Raw genomic sequence first — 18411 nt, forward strand, 5'->3', positions numbered from 1 at the left:
TATCATTATAAAATCAGGAGAATTGTATTGCATGTCCTTCTTTAGCCAAAGTATAAATTGCGTGGGCGAGAGAATTATGTTGATTCATAAGGTCAAAAAGGAAGTCTTCCTTTAATACAAAATAAATACAGTCACTTTCTGCAATTAATTTTACGGTTTCCTGTGTACCGACGTTCCAAATAACAGGGCCGAAAACCTGTCCTTTTTCTACGTAAACTTCGACTTTTTCGTTATGTTTTTCTGATAAGCTTCCTTCCCATAAGTAATAAAGATTAAAATGCTCAGAATCCTGACTATCCAGTACGGTAATATTTTTAAGTGATTTGGACATTTTTAATTGATCAGCCATTTTGCATATCACCGATTTATTCACCTTGGCAAATCCATTCGACTTTGAAAGAGCAAGGGTTAGGTCATAAAGCAAAGGATACCCGTATTGAATTTTTAAGGCAATAGCTTCATCAAGTATTCTTTTTTCCTTTTCCGGAATCCTATTGGTACACTCATGGTAAACTTCTTCACTAATATTATAAATAACCCATGCCGCACTTTGCCTTAAAAGAACGTCCTGATTAAAGAGTATAGCAATTAAATCATCGCTCACTTTTGGCTCTTCTAGTTTTAATACGGCCAACAATGCACATGCTTTAGTCCAACGATTAGTATAGTTGTAATTTCGGTTAATAATTTGTCTGATCAGGCCTTCTTTTGAATATTCTGCAACAGGAAAATAAGGTTCTAATTGTCTGATTTTATCTGCGAGAGAATTATCCTCGAGAATTGGGAATAATTTTGGTTTAATTTCTTCCGCGATAAAAATGTCTAAAAGTTCTATTGCATAACCAATCCCTTCGGTTGTTCCGGTTTCAATATTCTCCTGTACATATTTAATAGACTGAGGATCGTAGGCAAGTGAAAGTAATAGAAATAAAAATTCGTAATTTTCTTTAACTTCCTGTTCAAGCGCTTCTACCAGATTCTCTGTTATTTCGTCACCTTTTAAATTCTCGAGCGCAACAAGATTCCACAAAATGTTTGAAATGGTGGTTTCGATTGTTTGGTGGATGTTTCCCCTTTTATCTGTCGCTGCTTTATAGTTGCATGATTTTAAAGCTAATAATGATTGCTTTACAATTCTTCCATCGGGATAATTTATTTTCTTTAAAAGGTATTCTTCAGCATTTTTTCCACCGATTATGCCATAAATCCTAATAATTTGTAACATCGTTTCGGCCGAATAGCCTGATTTGTAAAAGGATTGTTCGAGTGTAGGCAATATTCTGTCGCCAATAGAAATAATGGCAGAGGTTGCAGCCTGAACGCAATCGTTATTATTGAGATTTTCTACAAGCTTGGGCCAGAGCTCGGGTAAATTGAGTTTGGCAATTGCTGCAATCGCCGCTTTTTTAACTTTTGGATGATGATCTTTTATAAGTTCGGTCATTAAATTTAAATGATCATCGAATTTTATTTCTCCCAGTATCTTTGCTGCAAATACCCTGTCTTCATATTCTCTGGAGTTAACAAGGCCATATAACATTTCTGCCTGACTTACCCTTTTGTCTGTTTCTTCAAGACTAATGAGTACATCTTCAGCCTGCTTCTTCAGCGTGCTATTATTTGTGGATTTAATTAATTCTTTTATCCCTGATCTCAGAGATAGCAAATTATAGTCTGCAACTTTTTGCAAGGCATAGCTTTGCAATTCATTTTTTTCGCTTTGGATTAAATCTGATATAAAAATTTCAAAAAGATTCGGTTCATAATTCGCCGTGAGCTGAAGAGAACGTATAATTTTATCTGATGACTCAGTTTGTAATTCGCCCTTTATTAAAGATCGTATCCTGGCCTCTCCTTTTACCGAGCCAGATGATTTGGAGCCACGAGAGAGAGAGTCCTGTAAGGTGCTTTTGTAATAATTATAAAGCTTTACGGTAATATAAATCCAGATCGAAATTATTAAAATGAGAGAATAGGAAAAATGAATGAGTTCAATAAATTCCAAAAGGCTTAGTCCCAATAATATTAAACCGGCAAGTACTGCAGAAGACTCATTGACAATTCCGTCAATTCTGGCCTGAACATCGTATCGGATTTTCTTTGGAAGTGGCTGATATAATATTTTAAAGGCCGGGACTTCTAAAGAGTTTTTAAGAGACAATGAAAATAATTGGCTTAAGGCAATTAGAATAAAAAACAAGGTGAAATTAACCGACGTGGCTTGCGTAAATCCAAAAACTGTACCGACAATTGAAGCCGAGATGGTTATAATAAAAAGCAGTATCGGAAGAATGATCAGTACTACTTTAAGGCCATACATCTGTATTAGCCTACTGTATAGAAACGTTTTGAATAGAAAGCTAAATATCATTACCATGGATATAAAAAATCCGAGGAAATTTGTAAGGTCTCTTGATTCGGGAAACTGATCTTTAGTCACCGTTAAGAATGAATTGTAAATAAAGAAGACGGTAATAGTAGATAAAACCACAAAAAACACCATGAACTGGATGTATGAGCTTTTAAGGAATTTATAGCTTTGTTCATTATCATCAATTTGATCATCAAGGTCCAAGGATTCTACAATTTCCCCGCCGTACCTTTTGTTGACTAAAAATTGCAAAATTAATGTCACCAAAATACTACCTGAAGAAATGACAAGGAGGTCTTTGGTGTCCGGCAAAAACTGCATGATCAATACAGTAGAAAACCCAATGAGTATTGCACCAAAGACCTGTCCTGAATCGATTAATCCAAATAGTCTTTTTCCCTGCCTAAGCGAAAATACCCGGGATGCCATTCCCCAAAATCCTAAAAATGCAATAACCTTTAGCGGACCCATGAAAATGAATACAAGGTAAATTAGCATGGGGTCATCCGTGAAATTAAAGCTATAGCGCAACAGAATGGTTAGCACACTTATAACAAAAAGATTAATAAGACTTAGATTTTTAAATTTTATAGACCTTTGGAGACTTGTGAAAATGGTTGTAAAAACCACTCCTGCTAATCCCGAAATAATGAAAGCTTTCGGAAGATCAGATTGATTGAAATATTCAAGAAAAAGTGAAGTTGAGCCAATTTCAAATGTAGAAATGAATACTCCAATGAAAAATGACTGTAAAGTAAAAAGGATTACTTTGTTAGTTTCTCTTTCTTCAATTTCAAGAGTAGTACCTAAATTGAAGGCCATAAGCTCACATTATTTTTCAATTAAGATTTGAATATAATAAGATTTATAGTCAAAAATTGAATTAACGCTAATATTAAAGTCTATAAAAATTGGAGATAAGGCCCCATTCTTGTTATAAAATCAGAATCTATAATTTTTATTTGCTTTAATTCTTCGAGACGCTCAAATTTTCCATGCTGTTTTCTATAATTAATAATTACCTTACAGGTGTTGTAATCCATATAAGGGTGTTTGAGCAGTTCTTCAAAAGAAACAGTGTTTAAATTGATTTTATAAATCGCTGAATCTTCATTCAAAGTTGTATTTGAAATGAGATTATTGAAAACGATACTATCGATTCCGTAAACTTCCTTTAGTTGTGTAATATTTTTAAATCCACCCAGCCTATTTCTGTATTTGATTATTCTAGAGGCCCGTTTAGGTCCAATCCCTTTTATGAATAATAGATCGGAAGAATCGCATTTATTTAAATCTGGCAATTGTTCATGAATGTTTGGGATTTCAGATTTTTTTTTGAATCTGTTTTTATTGAAATTATTATTAAAAGCGCTGTATCTTTTTTTGGATGGCTCGATGTGGGCTATGGCTAAATATGAATCAATTTCATTATAAATTGAATCGTTTAAACCGTATATTTTTTTCAGGTCTTCTTTAATGATAAATCTTCCCCCATTCAAACGAAAAGAGATAATTCTGTCAGCCAGTATTTGGTCTAATCCTATATTTCTCCAATCCATAAAACTCATGGTATTTGGATCGGAAACGGTCTTTTCATTAAGACTATTTCTTTGAGTTTGACTTAATTGACGAGGGACTTCTTTTATATAATCCTGAATTTTTATCGAATTGGTGTTGTGCGAAATCTCAGGCTGAAATACCAGATCAGGTAAAAAATTGGATAGAATAAAAAAGACTAAAACCAGCAAAAAGAATATGATAAAACCCTTACTTTCGGATTGACTGAACCCAAAGACTTCTATCAAATATTTTCGCAGCTTTTTCACATCTTAAAAATATTTTTTGATTTCTCCACTTTTGATTCTTCTGATGTAATCGGCAAGATCTTTTTTTACTTCAGGCGCCAGTATATAAAGCCCCATAACATTTGGGAAGGCCATGGCAAAGATCATAGCATCGCTAAAATCAAAGACCTTCTGCATGTTCATGGCTGAACCCAAAACAACGAAGGTGCAGAAGATAACTTTATAGCTTACATCGGTATACTTGTTATCGCCAAATAAATAGGTCCAGCTTTTCAAACCATAATAAGACCAGGAAATCATGGTTGATAAGGCAAACAAAATAACTGCGATGGACAAAATGTATGGAAACCATGAGATTACAGACCCAAATGCTTTTGAGGTCAACTCAACGCCTTGACTGGCTCCCGGATCTATATTTCCTGTTATTATTATTACCAATGCTGTCATTGTACAAACCACGACGGTGTCAATAAATGGCTCTAATAATGATACAATTCCTTCACTTACAGGTTCGTCAGTCATAGCGGCACTATGGGCAATTGAAGCTGATCCCACTCCGGCTTCATTTGAAAAAGCCGCTCTTCTAAAACCCTGAATTAAAACACCGAGAAATCCTCCAAATGCAGCATCAGCAGAAAAGGCACCTTTGAAAATGGATGCAATGGCCCAAGGGATATCAGTATACTTAAAAACTAAGACGATTATGGCGGCTGCGATATAAATGCCAACCATAAATGGAACGATTTTGTCGGTTACTTTGGCAATACTTTTAATTCCTCCGATGATGATCATGCCAACAATAATTGCCATTAATAAACCAAATAACCATTCACGTCCGTATAGAAAGCTTTCTGTTCCCCCGGAAATGTTGACAAATTGCTTTGTGGCTTGATTAATCTGTGCCATATTTCCACCTCCAAAGGATCCACCGATGCAAAAAAATGCGAATAAAGCCGCGGCGATTTTACCAAAAACCGGCCAACCTTTATTGGCTAATCCCCGGCTTAAATAATACATAGGACCACCTGAAACTACACCGTCTTTTTTGACAATTCTATATTTAACACCAAGCGTGCATTCGACAAATTTTGAAGTCATTCCTAAAAGACCGGCTAATATCATCCAAAAAGTGGCACCCGGACCTCCCACAGAAACTGCAATGGCAACTCCTGCAATATTTCCCAAGCCAACAGTTCCTGATAAAGCGGCTGTTAAAGCCTGAAAATGAGTAACCTCACCAGGATCACTGGGATCATCGAAACGTCCCCTCGCTACATCAATTGCATGTTTAAAGCCTCTAAAATTGATAAATCGCATGTATATTGTGAATATCATTGCGCCTACCAAAAGCCAGATAATCACAAATGGCATTTCATGCCCGCCCCCAAGTGGTACCGGGAAAAATATAGCATCAGATATTATTTCAAGATAAGGTCCGATCGATTTTCGTATAACATTATTGATTTTTTCTTCAAAACCGGAATCTGCAAAAGCAGCAGTACCGGAACCTATAATAAATATTCCCAACAATACGTATCCCTTCAAATTTTTCATTCAATAATATTTACGTAAAACTCTAAAAATATAAAATGACTTTTACCTTTCGTTATGTGATTAGCTATTCTCAGTTTGTCGGGCAATAATCTCAATACCCTCGGAAAATGAATGTGGCTTGTAATTCAGCTCTTTCATGGCTTTATCCAAAACGAATCCTGTCTTTGGAGGTCTTTTGGCTGCCTGCTTAAAAATACTTCCATCCACCTCTTTAATTAGGTTTTTGTTCAGCTTAAAATAATCAGCAGTTAAAATTGCCATATCGTAAGGTGTCAAAAGATCAGGTCCGGAAATATTGAAAACGCCTTCAGAATTATTTTTGCAAATTAGATAACAGCCTTTAGCTAAATCTTCAGCTAAAGTTGGCGTTCTCCATTGGTCATTCACCACATTTATCGATTTTCCTTCTTCGAGACTTTTTTTAACCCAGAGAATAATATTTGATCTGGACATTTTGTGAACAATGCCAAAAACCAATACGGTTCGGACAATAGCCCATTTCGTTTTTGATTTTTTTACTACGTTTTCAGATCTCAGTTTCGACTCTCCGTAATAACTTATGGGATTTGCAATATCATTTTCTTTGTATGGTCCGTTTTTACCATCAAAAATAAAATCTGTTGAGAGATGAACCAGATGGCAGTCGGACAGTTCACAAGCTTCAGTCAGGTACTCTACAGATTTTACATTTAAGAGATCACATTGCTCTTTATTTGTTTCACAGTCGTCGACCTGAGTCATTGCTGCAGTATGTATCACATAATCGGGTTTTTCTGAACTAATTACATTCAGTACTTCATCTCTTTTTGTAATGTCCATTTCCGAAAATTTCATTTCGGGATATATTTCTTTAATTCTATTTTCACCACGGGCTGTTGCAATTAGATCGTACTCATTTTCTTTTAAAATCAGACTTACCAATTTTTGCCCCAGGAGTCCGTTGGATCCTGTAATCAGAATTTTTTTTCTCAAGATTATTTTTTTGTTGTTGCTTGATCTACTGGAGGATAAACATAATTATAAAGCTTCGTGATTTTCTTCTTTTTCATCTCTTCCTCCTTAATTTTCATATAAATATTATCATATGGTCGTTTTGCTGAATTGACTCTGACATTTGAAATCGAGTCGATGACATTCATACCGGAAATAATTTCTCCAAAGACGGTGTATTCACCATCCAGATGAGGAGTTCCACCCAGCTCATTGTATATCTTGATTTGATCAACCGAATAATCCTGTTTCATAAAAGAAGAAAGGCGTTTTAATTCATCATTGGAAACAGGCCTACCCTGAACTATGTAAAACTGAGATCCACTCGATTCCTTTTTTGGATTTATGGCATCGGGTTGCCGAGCAGCTGCAAGGGCTCCTTTTTTATGGAATAGTTTGGAATTGAATTCTGACGGAATGGTGTATCCGGGGCCACCTAGCCCATCGTTGTTTGGATTAGAATCTTTACTGTTCGGATCACCACCCTGAATCATAAATTGATTGATGACCCGATGAAATGTGGTGCTGTCGAAGTATCCTTTTTTAACCAATTTAATGAAGTTCTCTTTATGAAGAGGTGTTGCTTCATAAAGGATGAATTTCATATCTCCATATTTAGTACTTATCGTAATTATATGATCGCTATTATTTTTGGTTTTTGCGCTGGAACCAGGGAAAATGAAAGCCCCAATAATTATCGCAAGTGTGAAGGATAAAAGAATGATTTTAATTTTCAATTTCTTGGTTTTTTACATTTCTAACTTCTAAAAATTGCTGAAATTAACATGGAAGAGTCCAAAAATACAATTTTCGGATAAAGATTTCTTTCCAAATGGTAGTATGATTTGTTTAGTTCTTCCGCTATTCGCGCAATTTTTTCCCAACCATTTTTTGATAGTTTATTTATAAATACTTTTTGATTTTCAGGCACATTAATGAGTTTTTCATGGCCGCTGGTGGCTACCATAGTTTCTCTAAGTATCGATAATGCCAATCTCAAAAATGCCTTTTGCGCTTCTCTTCCCCATTTTTGAAACTCATCGGCCTTGTTAACCAAAGCCAGTGCATCATTTTTATAGCAATCCAAAAACCATTCCCTTATAAGAAGATGTTGATTGTTTTCAACCTCAGAACAAATATTGAGTGCTTCATTTAAATTACCTTGTGATATTTGTGCAGCCGTCTCAGCTTTATCTTGCTCAATCCCGTATTTTTCCCGAAGGATATCGCTTAATGTTTCTACATTGTATGGCGCTAATCTAAGCACTTGTGTACGTGAAACGATTGTCGGAAGTAATTTTTCAACATTTTCAGTAATCAGAATAAAAACGGTTTTTGTGGGCGGCTCTTCCAATATTTTTAATAAGGCATTGGCAGAATAAACGTTTAGGTATTCTGGAAGCCAGATCAAATTGATTTTGTATTCTCCTTCAAAAGCTTTCATGCTTGATACGGCTAATATCCTTTTACTTTCGTCTTTTGAAATAATTAGCTGTTTGTTTTCAGCCCCAATGAAATTTCCCCAATCGACCCAGGTGCCATAAGGATGTTTCTGCACGAATTCCCTCCATTCTTTTAAGAATAATTCTCCTAATGGTTTCTGTTGACTTTTAGTACTTGTTAATGGAAAAAAGAAACTTAAATCAGGATGAATTAATTTATCAATTTTATGACATGAAGGACATTTACCGCAAGAGTCAGTTTCATGTTTATTCTCACAATTTAAATATGTTGCATAAGCTAAGGCCATTTGCAATCCTGCACCACCTTCATTAGCCGAAAACATAAGAGCATGTGCCACATGTCCGCTTAATACACTTTTGCACAACTTTTCCTTGATGTCTGAATAGGCGTATATCTCTGAAAACCTCATTCCCAGTTTCTGTATTTCTTAGTACTTCTGAAAATCATTTCGAGAATATCTTCATTTGTTTTATCCAGAGTTTTATTACGTCTTGACATTACTATTCTGGCGGTTTCCAGCATTTTGTTAATTGTAAATGTTGCTTTTCCCTGAGGGCCACCCCAAAAAAATGAAGGAATGAAATTAGCAGGAAATCCTGAGCCAAAGATATTGGCGCCAACTCCTACACTTGTGCCGGTATTGAACATTGTATTAATACCACATTTCGAATGATCTGCCATTATCAATCCACAAAATTGTTCACCTGTTTTTATAAATCTTTCTTTTGAATAATTCCAAAGTTTAACTTCGTCATAATTGTTTTTAAGATTAGATGTATTAGTGTCTGCACCTATATTGCACCATTCGCCTATCACCGAATTTCCAAGGAAACCATCATGGCCTTTATTCGAATAGCCGAATATTACTGAATTACTTATTTCACCTCCTGCTTTTGAATATGGCCCGATTGTAGAATCGCCCCTGATTTTAGCTCCGGTATTTACGAATGACCCTTCGCATAGTGCAAATGATCCCCGTATAATGGCGCCTTCTTCTACAGTCGCATTTTTACCAATATAGATGGGCCCGTTTTCAGCATTTATTATTGCTGCTTTAATTGTGGCACCCTCTTCTATAAATACATTTTCTTCATTATAGATAATGCTGTGAGGGTCTTTTAAAGGTTGAGATTTCCTTCCTTCGGTAATGAGTGAAAAGTCTGACTTAATTTGACTAGCATTGAATTTAAATATATCCCAGGAATTACATATTAATTCTGCTTGACCAAAATATTCTGATTCTTCAAACATATTCTTAGTTGACAGATTTTCAGAATCCAGGTTTTCAGTGCTTTTATAAGCGATCAAAATATCATCGCATTGAAGTCCCTGTGAATCGTTAAGCTCATTAATTTTTTCAATCAGCTCTTTTCCGGGTAAAACAGATGCATTGATATACAATTTTGGCCCTTTAGGCAGTGGTTTGTTTAAAAAGCGATCGAGAGGGGCTGCACATATGACATGAATATTTCCGGCTATGGATTTTTGCCACTTTTCTCGAATTGTAAGTATTCCACATCGAATATCGGCAATTGGGCGGGTATAGGTAAGAGGTAAGAGGTCTGCTCTTATATCTTCATGATCGAATAGAACTATTGTCATGGCATCAAAAATAAAAAAGTCTCTGAATGATTTCAGAGACTTTCTTCTTTATGACAAATAAAAACAGAATTAACTCTTTTTATATTTCTTATTAAACTTCTCAACTCTACCAGCAGTATCAACAAATATTTTCTTACCTGTAAAGAAAGGATGTGAAGCTGAAGAAATTTCCACCTTTATTAAAGGGTATTCATTTCCATCTTCCCACTTAATAGACTCCTCTGAGCCCATAGTAGATTTTGTAAGAAATTTAAAATCGCTTGCTGTATCGTGAAATACTACATTGTGGTATTCCGGATGAATTTCTTTTTTCATTGTCTTTCTGTTCAAAAGGGTTGCAAAAATAATAAAGCTTCAATCTAAATACAAGACTTTAGGGAAAAACATCAAAAAAGCCCTCATAAAATGAAGGCTCTTTTCAATAACAAACAAAAGTGTATGAAAACTGCATGAAAAATAAAGCTATTGCTAGCTTTCTTTTACTCAAAGTTAATAATACTTCTAAAAATAACAACCTTAAAATAATACAATTTTCACGATTTCTTAACAAATAAGAAAGACCGGTATAACAATACCGGCCTTTACTAGGCAACAACAAACAAAAATTCTTAACAGCTTTTTTAAATTTTATTTCTTTACTTATACAGCGCCAATATGTTGCCAAATTTAAATAGTGCTTATATGGCCTTTTAACGATGTTTTTAGAATCTAAATGTCTTGATTTGGGAAATTAATTCCCAAATTGGGAATGATTTTTTTCAATGTATTTATAAAATGGAATACATAATTCTTGCGGTTGTTGGTTTTTTAACCTCTTTACTTACTTTTTTTAGTGGTTTTGGGCTTGGAACTTTACTGACACCTGTATTTATTTTCTTCTTCCCTTTGGATCTGGCAATTGCAATGACAGCGATCGTTCATTTCATCAATAATTTGTTTAAACTCTCATTGCTATATCGATATATCAGTTTAAAAGTCTTATTGTATTTTGGCCCATTTTGCATTATTGGAGCATTTTTTGGGGCATTCTTATTGCTTGAATTGAGCGATGTTAAACCTTTTTACAATCTCAATATTTTCGATTCCGAGTTAAGTTTAAAACCCCTTAATTTATTAATAGGAACAGTGATGATTAGTTTTGCGATTTTGGAATTTAATACCGGTTTTGCCTTAAAAAATATCAGTACAAAATTTCTATGGTTAGGTGGATTGCTGAGTGGTTTTTTTGGAGGTCTGAGTGGACATCAGGGAGCACTTCGATCCATGTTTTTGATTAAAAGCAATCTTGGTAAAGAACAATTTATTGCAACCGGAGTTGCCATTGCATGTCTGGTCGATGTTACAAGAATCAGCATATACTCCGAGAAATTAGTTTTATTAGATTCGACTGAAAATTTATTGATGATTATGGCAGCTTTGATCCCTGCACTATTGGGAGCTCTTCTGGGAAAAAAGCTATTGAAAAAAGTAACTTTAGAAATTATTCATAAATATGTAGCATGGATGCTCATTTTCATTTCGATAGGAATTATTTCTGGACTGTTTTAGCATTTTTCATCCTCACATTTATTACGGCTTGTGCTGTACCTGAGAGAGAATCAAAGACTCGTCCTATTTCTCATAATTTATGGACAGAGGTTTTGCAGGATATTGTTATGCAAAATGGTAAGGTAGATTATCAGAGACTAATAAATAATCCAAAAAAGTTTAATGCATACATTAATACACTCAAGGAAAACCATCCGGATAGAATTATCTGGAACAGTGAAGAAAAGCTGTCCTACTGGATCAATGCCTACAATGCTTTTACTTTACAACTGATAATTGATAATTATCCGCTGTCTTCAATTAAAGATTTGAATTCATCAATTTCAATACCATTTGTGAATACAATTTGGGATAAACCATTTATTCTTATTTCTGATTTTTCATACTCTTTGAACGATATAGAACATGGAATACTTCGAAAACAGTTTAATGAACCCAGAATCCATTTTGCGATCAATTGCGCATCGGTTTCTTGTCCAAATTTGCGAAATGAAGCTTATACAGCAGAGAATCTGAACAGACAATTAAATATGCAATCAAGACTTTTTATAAGTGATGAAACTAAAAATTTGATTGACAATCAAAATTTAAAAATTTCAAAAATCTTTTCCTGGTTTGGCAGTGATTTTACAAAAAATGGAACCTTAATTGAGTTTCTTAATAAGTATTCGGATGTGGAAATTAATGAAAATGCTGAAATTTCCTATAATGAATACGATTGGTCTTTAAATGATTCAAATGGACATTAAGGGAATTTTTAACTTTAGCAATGATCCCGGTTTTGGACAAAAATTCAGTTCAAAAACCAAAAGGGTCATTAATAAAGACGGTAGTTTTAATGTAAAACGAGTTCCTCCAAAAGGAAAAACAAGGAATTATTATCACCGTCTGATTAGCATGTCATGGAGCAGATTTCTATTGCTCAATTTATTAATATACATACTGGTCAACGTCTTTTTCGCTTTGATCTATATGTTAATTGGGGTTGAAAAAATATCCGGTTTAACCCGCGGGAGTCTGATTGATGACTTTGCCAATTCATTTTTCTTTTCAGTACAAACCTTAACCACCGTAGGATATGGAGTTTTGAGTCCAACCGGATTTATGGCGGGAATGGTAGCTTCTTTGGAGGCATTGTCCGGATTGCTCTTAGTAGCACTTGCTACGGGTCTGCTATACGGTAGATTTTCAAAGCCATCGGCAAAAATTATTTTTTCAGACAATGCTATTATTGCACCATATAATGATATTAATGCTTTGGAATTTAGAATTGCAAATCTAAGAAGCAATACACTGATTGACATGGAAGCTAGTGTAATGTTTACCAGAAATTATAAAAATGAAAAAGGTGAGTGGGTTAGAAATTATTATACTCTCGAACTGGAAAGAGATCATATTCACTTTTTTCCTTTAACATGGACTGTTGTTCATCCGATTTCAGAAAGTAGTCCTCTCTTTGGTTTGAACCGAAAACAATTACTTGCCCAGAATGCCGAAATTTTAATTTTGATTAAGGGTTTTGATGATACTTTCGCACAACAAGTTCATTCGAGATATTCTTACCTGGCTGGGGAGGTGATTTGGGGAAGGAAATATGAAAAAGCGTTTTCAGCTAATGTACAAGGAGATTTGGTTGTTGAGCTCGGTAAAATTAATGATACAATTGAAGCAGATTTAAATGGATGAGCAAAAGCAACTAGATTTCCTTTATGAAAAATTTAAAAATTCTAATGGAGTTAGCACGGATTCCAGAAGTATAAAACCCGGGATGATCTATTTTGCTCTTAAAGGCGAGCATTTCAATGGAAATAAGTTTGCAAAGGATGCAATTGTAAAAGGGGCTAGATTAGCAGTGGTTGACGATCCGGATATCAGGGGTGAGCATTTTTTGCATGTTAAAAATTCTCTAGAAAGTCTTCAAAAATTAGCAAGTTTTATACGGTCAAAATGGACTTTTCCTGTTCTGGCGATTGCCGGTTCGAATGGTAAAACCACTAGTAAAGAATTAATTAGCGCTGTCTTATCAAAGAAGTATAATGTATTTAGTACTCCGGGTAATTTTAACAATCATATCGGACTTCCCTTAACTATTTTAATGGTCCCTGATAATTGCAATTTTCTGGTTTTGGAAATGGGGGCCAATCATATCGGAGAACATTCATTTTTATGTACAATCGCTAAACCCAATTATGGACTTGTCACCAATAATGGGATGGATCACCTTGAAGGCTATGGTAATCTGGAAAATGTTATCAAATCCAACGCAGAATTGATTGACTATCTCAAATCTAATAAGGGGAAAGTTTTTATAAATGCCGACGATGAGCAAATGATACAACACTCAAGCGGTGCAGATGTATATAGCTATGGTTTTGATAAAAAAGCAGATTTTAAAGCCGGGAGAATAGAAAAGGATTTATTTGCTGCAATTAAACTCGAATCACAAGCTATAAATTCAAATTTGGTTGGAAAGTTTAATGAAATAAACATTCTGGCAGCTTCGGCGATTGGTCATTATTTTGAAGTCGATTTTAATTCCATCCGCGCTGCAGTTGAATCTTATAAACCTCAGTTAAACAGATCTCAATTAATTGATTTTAAAAAATTCAAAGTAATGCTTGATGCATATAATGCTAACCCCACTAGTATGCATCTTGCCATTAAAACGATCGAAGAATCATCCTTTGCAAAAAAAATGGTGATTCTCGGTGGAATGCTTGAATTGGGAATATATACTGAAAAAGAGCACAAAAAGATTATAGATTATTTGAACACGCTTCCATTAGACCATATCTGGTTGGTAGGAAAAGAATTCAAAGCATTTCAAAACCTCGACACAATAAAGCATTTTGAATCTACTGAAGACTGCAGTGAAGCATTCAAATCATTGGATTTTGAAAATGGAGTTGTTCTCATTAAAGGGTCAAGAAAGTATCAATTGGAAAAACTAATTGAATAAAAGAAAAGGAATGGAGGAAAATTATATTTTTGTCGGCCTAAGGAAAAAAACATGAAAAAAATAATACTAATATTTTGTCTAATAACAGTTTATAGTGTTTCAAATGCGCAAGAACTTAGCGGAGGTGCTAAAGCAGGAATCAATGCTTCATCCATTCTCGCATCGCTTGGAAATTCATCTGATGAAGTTGGAATGCTTGCCCCCACATTTCACATTGGAGGCTATGGAAGAGTACAGATTGCTCATTTTTTCAGATTTCAACTTGAGGTTTTGTATTCTCAAAGAGGAGGAAAATTTGACAATTTATCGGGCAATAAAATTATTGCAGGTAATACTTATGATATCAATTATACAGATAAGTTAAATTATCTGGATATACCTTTAGTTTTTATGTTGCATGGAGGAATGTCAAGTTTTCAAATTGGTGTCCAACCCTCTTTTTTAGTAGGTCAATCAACTGAAGTAGAAGGAACCATACTCGACCAGAATAGTAATAGTGTAACGCTTGAGCAGCAATTTGGTGGAGATATTGAGAACTTCCGAAGTTATAGCAAAAACGATTTTTCCTTCCTCTTCGGCTATTTGATCGATTTGCCTGTGGGAGTCAATGTAGGGTTCAGAATTCTTTACAGTTTGGGAAATATATATGACATTGATCGCTCTGTTATTGATGCCTATGTTGTCGATTCGGGAAATAATCAGGATAATTTTGACAGATTTTACCGTTTTGATGATGCCAGAAATGTCCAGGCACAGTTTTCTATAGGCTACACTTTCAAGAAAAAGTAAAATGTAATCTCTAGCAATGGAATTAGATTTTAATTATTCCATTGGTATTTTTTTTATTTAATATCAGGCTTTTGGTTTTATCCCTAATCTGATAGTGGATAATATTGCTTTGTTCGGGAATTTCTTCGACCAATAAGTCACAATTGATTTCAATCGAGTCGATATTAGGTTTTACTGAATCAATGGTAAAATAAACCTCAGTAACATCAAAAGCTGTTTCTATGCCGACTAAATTGAGATTGGAAGGCACGTCTGAAATATTTATTCGAAAATGACTTTTTAAATAATCTGAGATAATGGAATCGGCTTTTTTAGTATTGCTGGAATGATAAAGATTTAAGATTTTGCCGGAATCGTATTTTATGCCGGTCTCCAAATCGTCGGTAAATATCTTAAAAGTAAGCTCCAGACAATTGGTCTTTAGGTTGTGATTCACATGGATTATGCTGACATAAAAGGGATGATTTAAATGCTTTTCCGCAAATATTTGATGAAATGCAAAAAATAGAAAAAATGTAACCACAAAATATCTCATCTTATTTAGATTCACTGCCCATTTAAAATTTGAAAATTCTTGAGCATTTTTGAAACATACCTCCACTTAGGCTTAAACCATATTATGGATCTAAATGCCTATGATCACATGGTATTTCTTTTAGCCCTTTGTGCCTTTCAGGAAATAAAGCAATGGAAAAATCTTTTAATATTAATAACTGCTTTTACTATCGGGCATTCATTTACACTCATACTGGCAGCATTGAAAGTAATTGTCTTCCCGGTTGAGATCATCGAATTTCTAATTCCCTGTACCATCTTTGCTACTTCAATAAGTGCATTTTTTAAATCAAAGTATGTCCTGCGCACAAATATTCTGTTTTTACTGATTGTTGTTTTCGGCTTAATTCATGGAATTGGCTTCTCAAATTATCTTTTACAGCTCTTGGGCAATGCTCCTTCGATTATACTTCCATTGTTCTCTTTTAATGTTGGAATTGAACTGGGACAGATCTTCGTAGTTGTAATTATATTGCTTTTAAAAACCATCATAGAGACAATACCCAATCTTAATGTACAAAAATTTAGATTTTGGATTAGTGGACTAACGGCCGGTATATCTATAATTTTGATGATGGAAAGCAGCTTTTGGTAAACTTTAAAAATCGGGATATCTTTTATTAATCAAACTTAACAATGCTTTTCGATTGTAAATTTCGAACCTGAAATTGGAATATGATTCAGCAATTCCAATGATTGACTTTTATCTTTTTGTATCTTCATAAAAAGAAAATATCATGGTCAATAGAAAAATAATTTTTTTTGGAATAGCAGTAATTCTTGCGCTGGTGTCATTATCATTTTCAGTATTTTCATTTGATGATTCCAATCCTGAGCAACATATAATGCTAGAAATTTATGAGGTACCGGCATATAATGCCAAGGGGATTCACATCTATTATGGAAACAATCAATCAGAATTCATCCCATTTAGAAAGCTTAAAGAAGAAAATCAGGAAAAAAATGGCGATTTGATCGTAACCACAATTAATAAACTCTCAAAAGAGGGATTTGAAATCACGCATGTTGGGAGTGGTCTTTCGAATAATGGAATGATCACAAAAATATTTATGACAAGGAAGTAAATGCTTTGTTTTCAACAATTTAGAAATAACTAAGCCACCACTTTTGTCGATTGTTACTTTTGTAATTATAGTACCATACACAGACCGGATATAGTCCTATCAATAGCAGTATCCAAATTAAATAAACCACCCATAAATTAAATCCGTAGCCCTGTAATTGGGGCTCTAATGTAACCCATAGTGTGATTTGCATATCAGACCACTCGAAGCCCTGAAATTTTGCAGTGAAAAGTGCAATAAAATGGATTACGTAAATATGAACGATGTAATAAAACATCGGCACTCTTCCAATTACAACAACTCCATCAAAAATCCTACCTCGCCATTTTTCAGCGAATGCCAGAAGAATGATGGAAGGTCCAATTGTCATCATTAGGTATAAAAGAGAGGGAGGGTATTTAGTTAAGTTTAGAAATGAAAGTATCGTAAAAGAAAGATTATCCATTGCTTCCCAATGGTATGGATCTCCATATAAATTAAGAGATCGAATTAAGATAAAAGACAGTGATGTAACTATGCCAAGTATTAATAAGTCCTTAAATCTTTTGGATTTACTGACTTCCGGAGAATATAAAGAGCCAATATGATAGCCCAGTGGCATAAGAAAAATCCAGGGGATCAAGGGATAGGCAACAAAAAATTGAATGTCTGAAATAGCAATTGGTTGAAATTTGTGAAGGAATATCCAAATACCTGAAATCATTTCATTTGAAAATGAAATACCATCAAATGCATTATGGATTGCAATTCCAATTACACAAATTAAAATGCACCATTTTTTTGGCAAATGGATAAAGACGGCTAAAACTATCATTGAAATTCCCAATGCCCAAATAACCTGAAGTGTATTGACCGAATAGTCCAGTTTAAAATTCCAGGCAAATTTAATAATGGTTAATTCCACAATTACCAACCAAATTCCTCTTTTAACAAGCCAATTGGAAAGTGCAGATTTGCCTTTTCTTTTTCCAACAAAATATGCCGATGTGCCCGCTAGAAATACAAATACAGGAGCACAGAAATGTGTAATCCAGCGTGTAAAAAATAATATTTCATTACTTTGACTCAAATCGGTGGCATCATAGAAAAAAGCATCGTAATGAAAATAATCCCGTACATGGTCAAGAGCCATTATTATCATTACCAGACCACGTAGAAAGTCGATTGAAGAAATTCTTGAGGATGATGAGCTTTTCATATTCGGGTGAGTTGGACTATTAATTCCCTATACTGAGGATATTCCTTAATAAGCTTATCTCTATTGGCTAATTCATAATCCTTAAAATCAAAACCGGGGGCAACAGTACATCCTGCTAGTGAATAGTCCTGGTTATTAAGAACTCTTGATGCAAACCAATTGCCACCTTTAACAACACATTGTAATAGCTGACCTGTAAAAATATCGGGGCCAATAATAACTTTCTCCAGTTGCCCTTCTTTATCCAGAACAAAAAGTTCAATTGCTGCGCCCAGATAAAAATGCCAAATCTCATCCTGTTTTAATCGATGAAATGCCGAAAAATTTCCAGCCCTAAGCATAAAGTAAATGCTTGTTGAAAAAGCCCTTTTGCCAGTATAAGGTTGAGATAAACTTACATCCTCTGCACTTCGGTAGATCTCTTTGTAATAGCCTCCTTCAGGATGTTCTTCGAGACCCAATTTTTTAATAATTTTTTCCCAATCTTTCAT

Annotated in this window: 18 protein-coding genes; 7 read left to right on the forward strand and 11 right to left on the reverse strand. The window is 34.5% G+C overall.

The features are described 5' to 3' along the window. Positions 1-13: 13 nt before the first annotated feature. The 8 genes from HZR84_11130 to HZR84_11165 form a co-directional block, all read right to left on the reverse strand. A complete protein-coding gene (locus tag HZR84_11130) occupies positions 14-3193 on the reverse strand; it encodes a HEAT repeat domain-containing protein (protein QNL22470.1) in 3180 nt (1059 codons plus the stop codon). 80 nt (positions 3194-3273) lie between these two features. After that, positions 3274-4197, reverse strand: a complete 924-nt coding sequence (locus HZR84_11135; GenBank protein QNL22471.1) for a helix-hairpin-helix domain-containing protein — start codon at positions 4195-4197, stop codon at positions 3274-3276. A gap of 3 nt (positions 4198-4200) precedes the next feature. Further along, the gene (locus HZR84_11140; protein QNL22472.1) at positions 4201-5730 is read right to left on the reverse strand and encodes an alanine:cation symporter family protein; all 1530 of its coding nucleotides are present in this window, start codon (positions 5728-5730) and stop codon (positions 4201-4203) included. A gap of 60 nt (positions 5731-5790) precedes the next feature. Beyond that, positions 5791-6702: an SDR family oxidoreductase gene (locus tag HZR84_11145; GenBank protein ID QNL22473.1), complete on the reverse strand. Its 912-nt coding sequence runs from the start codon at positions 6700-6702 to the stop codon at positions 5791-5793. 2 nt (positions 6703-6704) lie between these two features. Beyond that, positions 6705-7457: a peptidylprolyl isomerase gene (locus HZR84_11150; protein QNL22474.1), complete on the reverse strand. Its 753-nt coding sequence runs from the start codon at positions 7455-7457 to the stop codon at positions 6705-6707. Positions 7458-7477: 20 nt separating this feature from the next. Beyond that, a complete protein-coding gene (locus HZR84_11155) occupies positions 7478-8593 on the reverse strand; it encodes a DNA polymerase III subunit delta (protein QNL22475.1) in 1116 nt (371 codons plus the stop codon). Next, positions 8590-9786, reverse strand: coding sequence for a GlmU family protein (locus HZR84_11160; GenBank protein QNL22476.1), 1197 nt, complete (start codon positions 9784-9786; stop codon positions 8590-8592). The genes HZR84_11155 and HZR84_11160 overlap by 4 nt, the downstream gene beginning before the upstream one ends. Before the next feature lie 69 nt (positions 9787-9855). Next, positions 9856-10101, reverse strand: a complete 246-nt coding sequence (locus HZR84_11165) for a type B 50S ribosomal protein L31 (protein ID QNL23245.1) — start codon at positions 10099-10101, stop codon at positions 9856-9858. Positions 10102-10560: 459 nt separating this feature from the next. Here HZR84_11165 and HZR84_11170 point away from each other — a divergent pair, with 459 nt between their 5' ends. From HZR84_11170 to HZR84_11190, 5 genes are read left to right on the forward strand one after another with little or no spacing between them, the layout of a single operon-like run. Further along, the gene (locus HZR84_11170; GenBank protein QNL22477.1) at positions 10561-11334 is read left to right on the forward strand and encodes a sulfite exporter TauE/SafE family protein; all 774 of its coding nucleotides are present in this window, start codon (positions 10561-10563) and stop codon (positions 11332-11334) included. Then, a complete protein-coding gene (locus HZR84_11175; GenBank protein ID QNL22478.1) occupies positions 11286-12083 on the forward strand; it encodes a DUF547 domain-containing protein in 798 nt (265 codons plus the stop codon). The genes HZR84_11170 and HZR84_11175 overlap by 49 nt, the downstream gene beginning before the upstream one ends. Next, positions 12073-13020 (forward strand): K+ channel, inward rectifier, encoded by a 948-nt coding sequence (locus tag HZR84_11180; protein QNL22479.1) that lies wholly within the window; start codon positions 12073-12075, stop codon positions 13018-13020. The genes HZR84_11175 and HZR84_11180 overlap by 11 nt, the downstream gene beginning before the upstream one ends. Then, the gene (locus HZR84_11185; protein ID QNL22480.1) at positions 13013-14293 is read left to right on the forward strand and encodes a UDP-N-acetylmuramoyl-tripeptide--D-alanyl-D-alanine ligase; all 1281 of its coding nucleotides are present in this window, start codon (positions 13013-13015) and stop codon (positions 14291-14293) included. Before HZR84_11180 ends, HZR84_11185 begins: the two co-directional genes overlap by 8 nt. A 51-nt stretch (positions 14294-14344) precedes the next feature. After that, on the forward strand, positions 14345-15082 hold the full coding sequence (locus HZR84_11190) for a PorT family protein (protein ID QNL22481.1): 738 nt from the start codon (positions 14345-14347) through the stop codon (positions 15080-15082). Between the two features lie 22 nt (positions 15083-15104). Here the strand turns inward: HZR84_11190 and HZR84_11195 are convergent, their stop codons facing one another. Beyond that, a complete protein-coding gene (locus HZR84_11195; protein QNL22482.1) occupies positions 15105-15617 on the reverse strand; it encodes a hypothetical protein in 513 nt (170 codons plus the stop codon). A gap of 84 nt (positions 15618-15701) precedes the next feature. Here HZR84_11195 and HZR84_11200 point away from each other — a divergent pair, with 84 nt between their 5' ends. Both HZR84_11200 and HZR84_11205 read left to right on the forward strand, forming a co-directional pair. Beyond that, positions 15702-16232: a HupE/UreJ family protein gene (locus tag HZR84_11200; GenBank protein ID QNL22483.1), complete on the forward strand. Its 531-nt coding sequence runs from the start codon at positions 15702-15704 to the stop codon at positions 16230-16232. 142 nt (positions 16233-16374) lie between these two features. Further along, entirely contained in the window at positions 16375-16722 is a 348-nt protein-coding gene (locus HZR84_11205) for a hypothetical protein (protein QNL22484.1), read from the forward strand. A 19-nt stretch (positions 16723-16741) separates the two neighbouring features. On the opposite strand, the gene HZR84_11210 is transcribed toward HZR84_11205, so the two are convergent. After that, complete coding sequence (locus tag HZR84_11210) at positions 16742-17920, reverse strand: DUF1624 domain-containing protein (protein QNL22485.1); 1179 nt, start codon at positions 17918-17920, stop codon at positions 16742-16744. Then, positions 17917-18411 carry a cupin domain-containing protein gene (locus HZR84_11215; protein QNL22486.1) on the reverse strand — a complete coding sequence of 165 codons (495 nt, stop codon included), beginning with the start codon at positions 18409-18411 and terminating at the stop codon, positions 17917-17919. The genes HZR84_11210 and HZR84_11215 overlap by 4 nt, the downstream gene beginning before the upstream one ends.

This window comes from Hyphobacterium sp. CCMP332 (assembly GCA_014323545.1).
Taxonomy (GTDB): domain Bacteria; phylum Bacteroidota; class Bacteroidia; order Cytophagales; family CCMP332; genus CCMP332.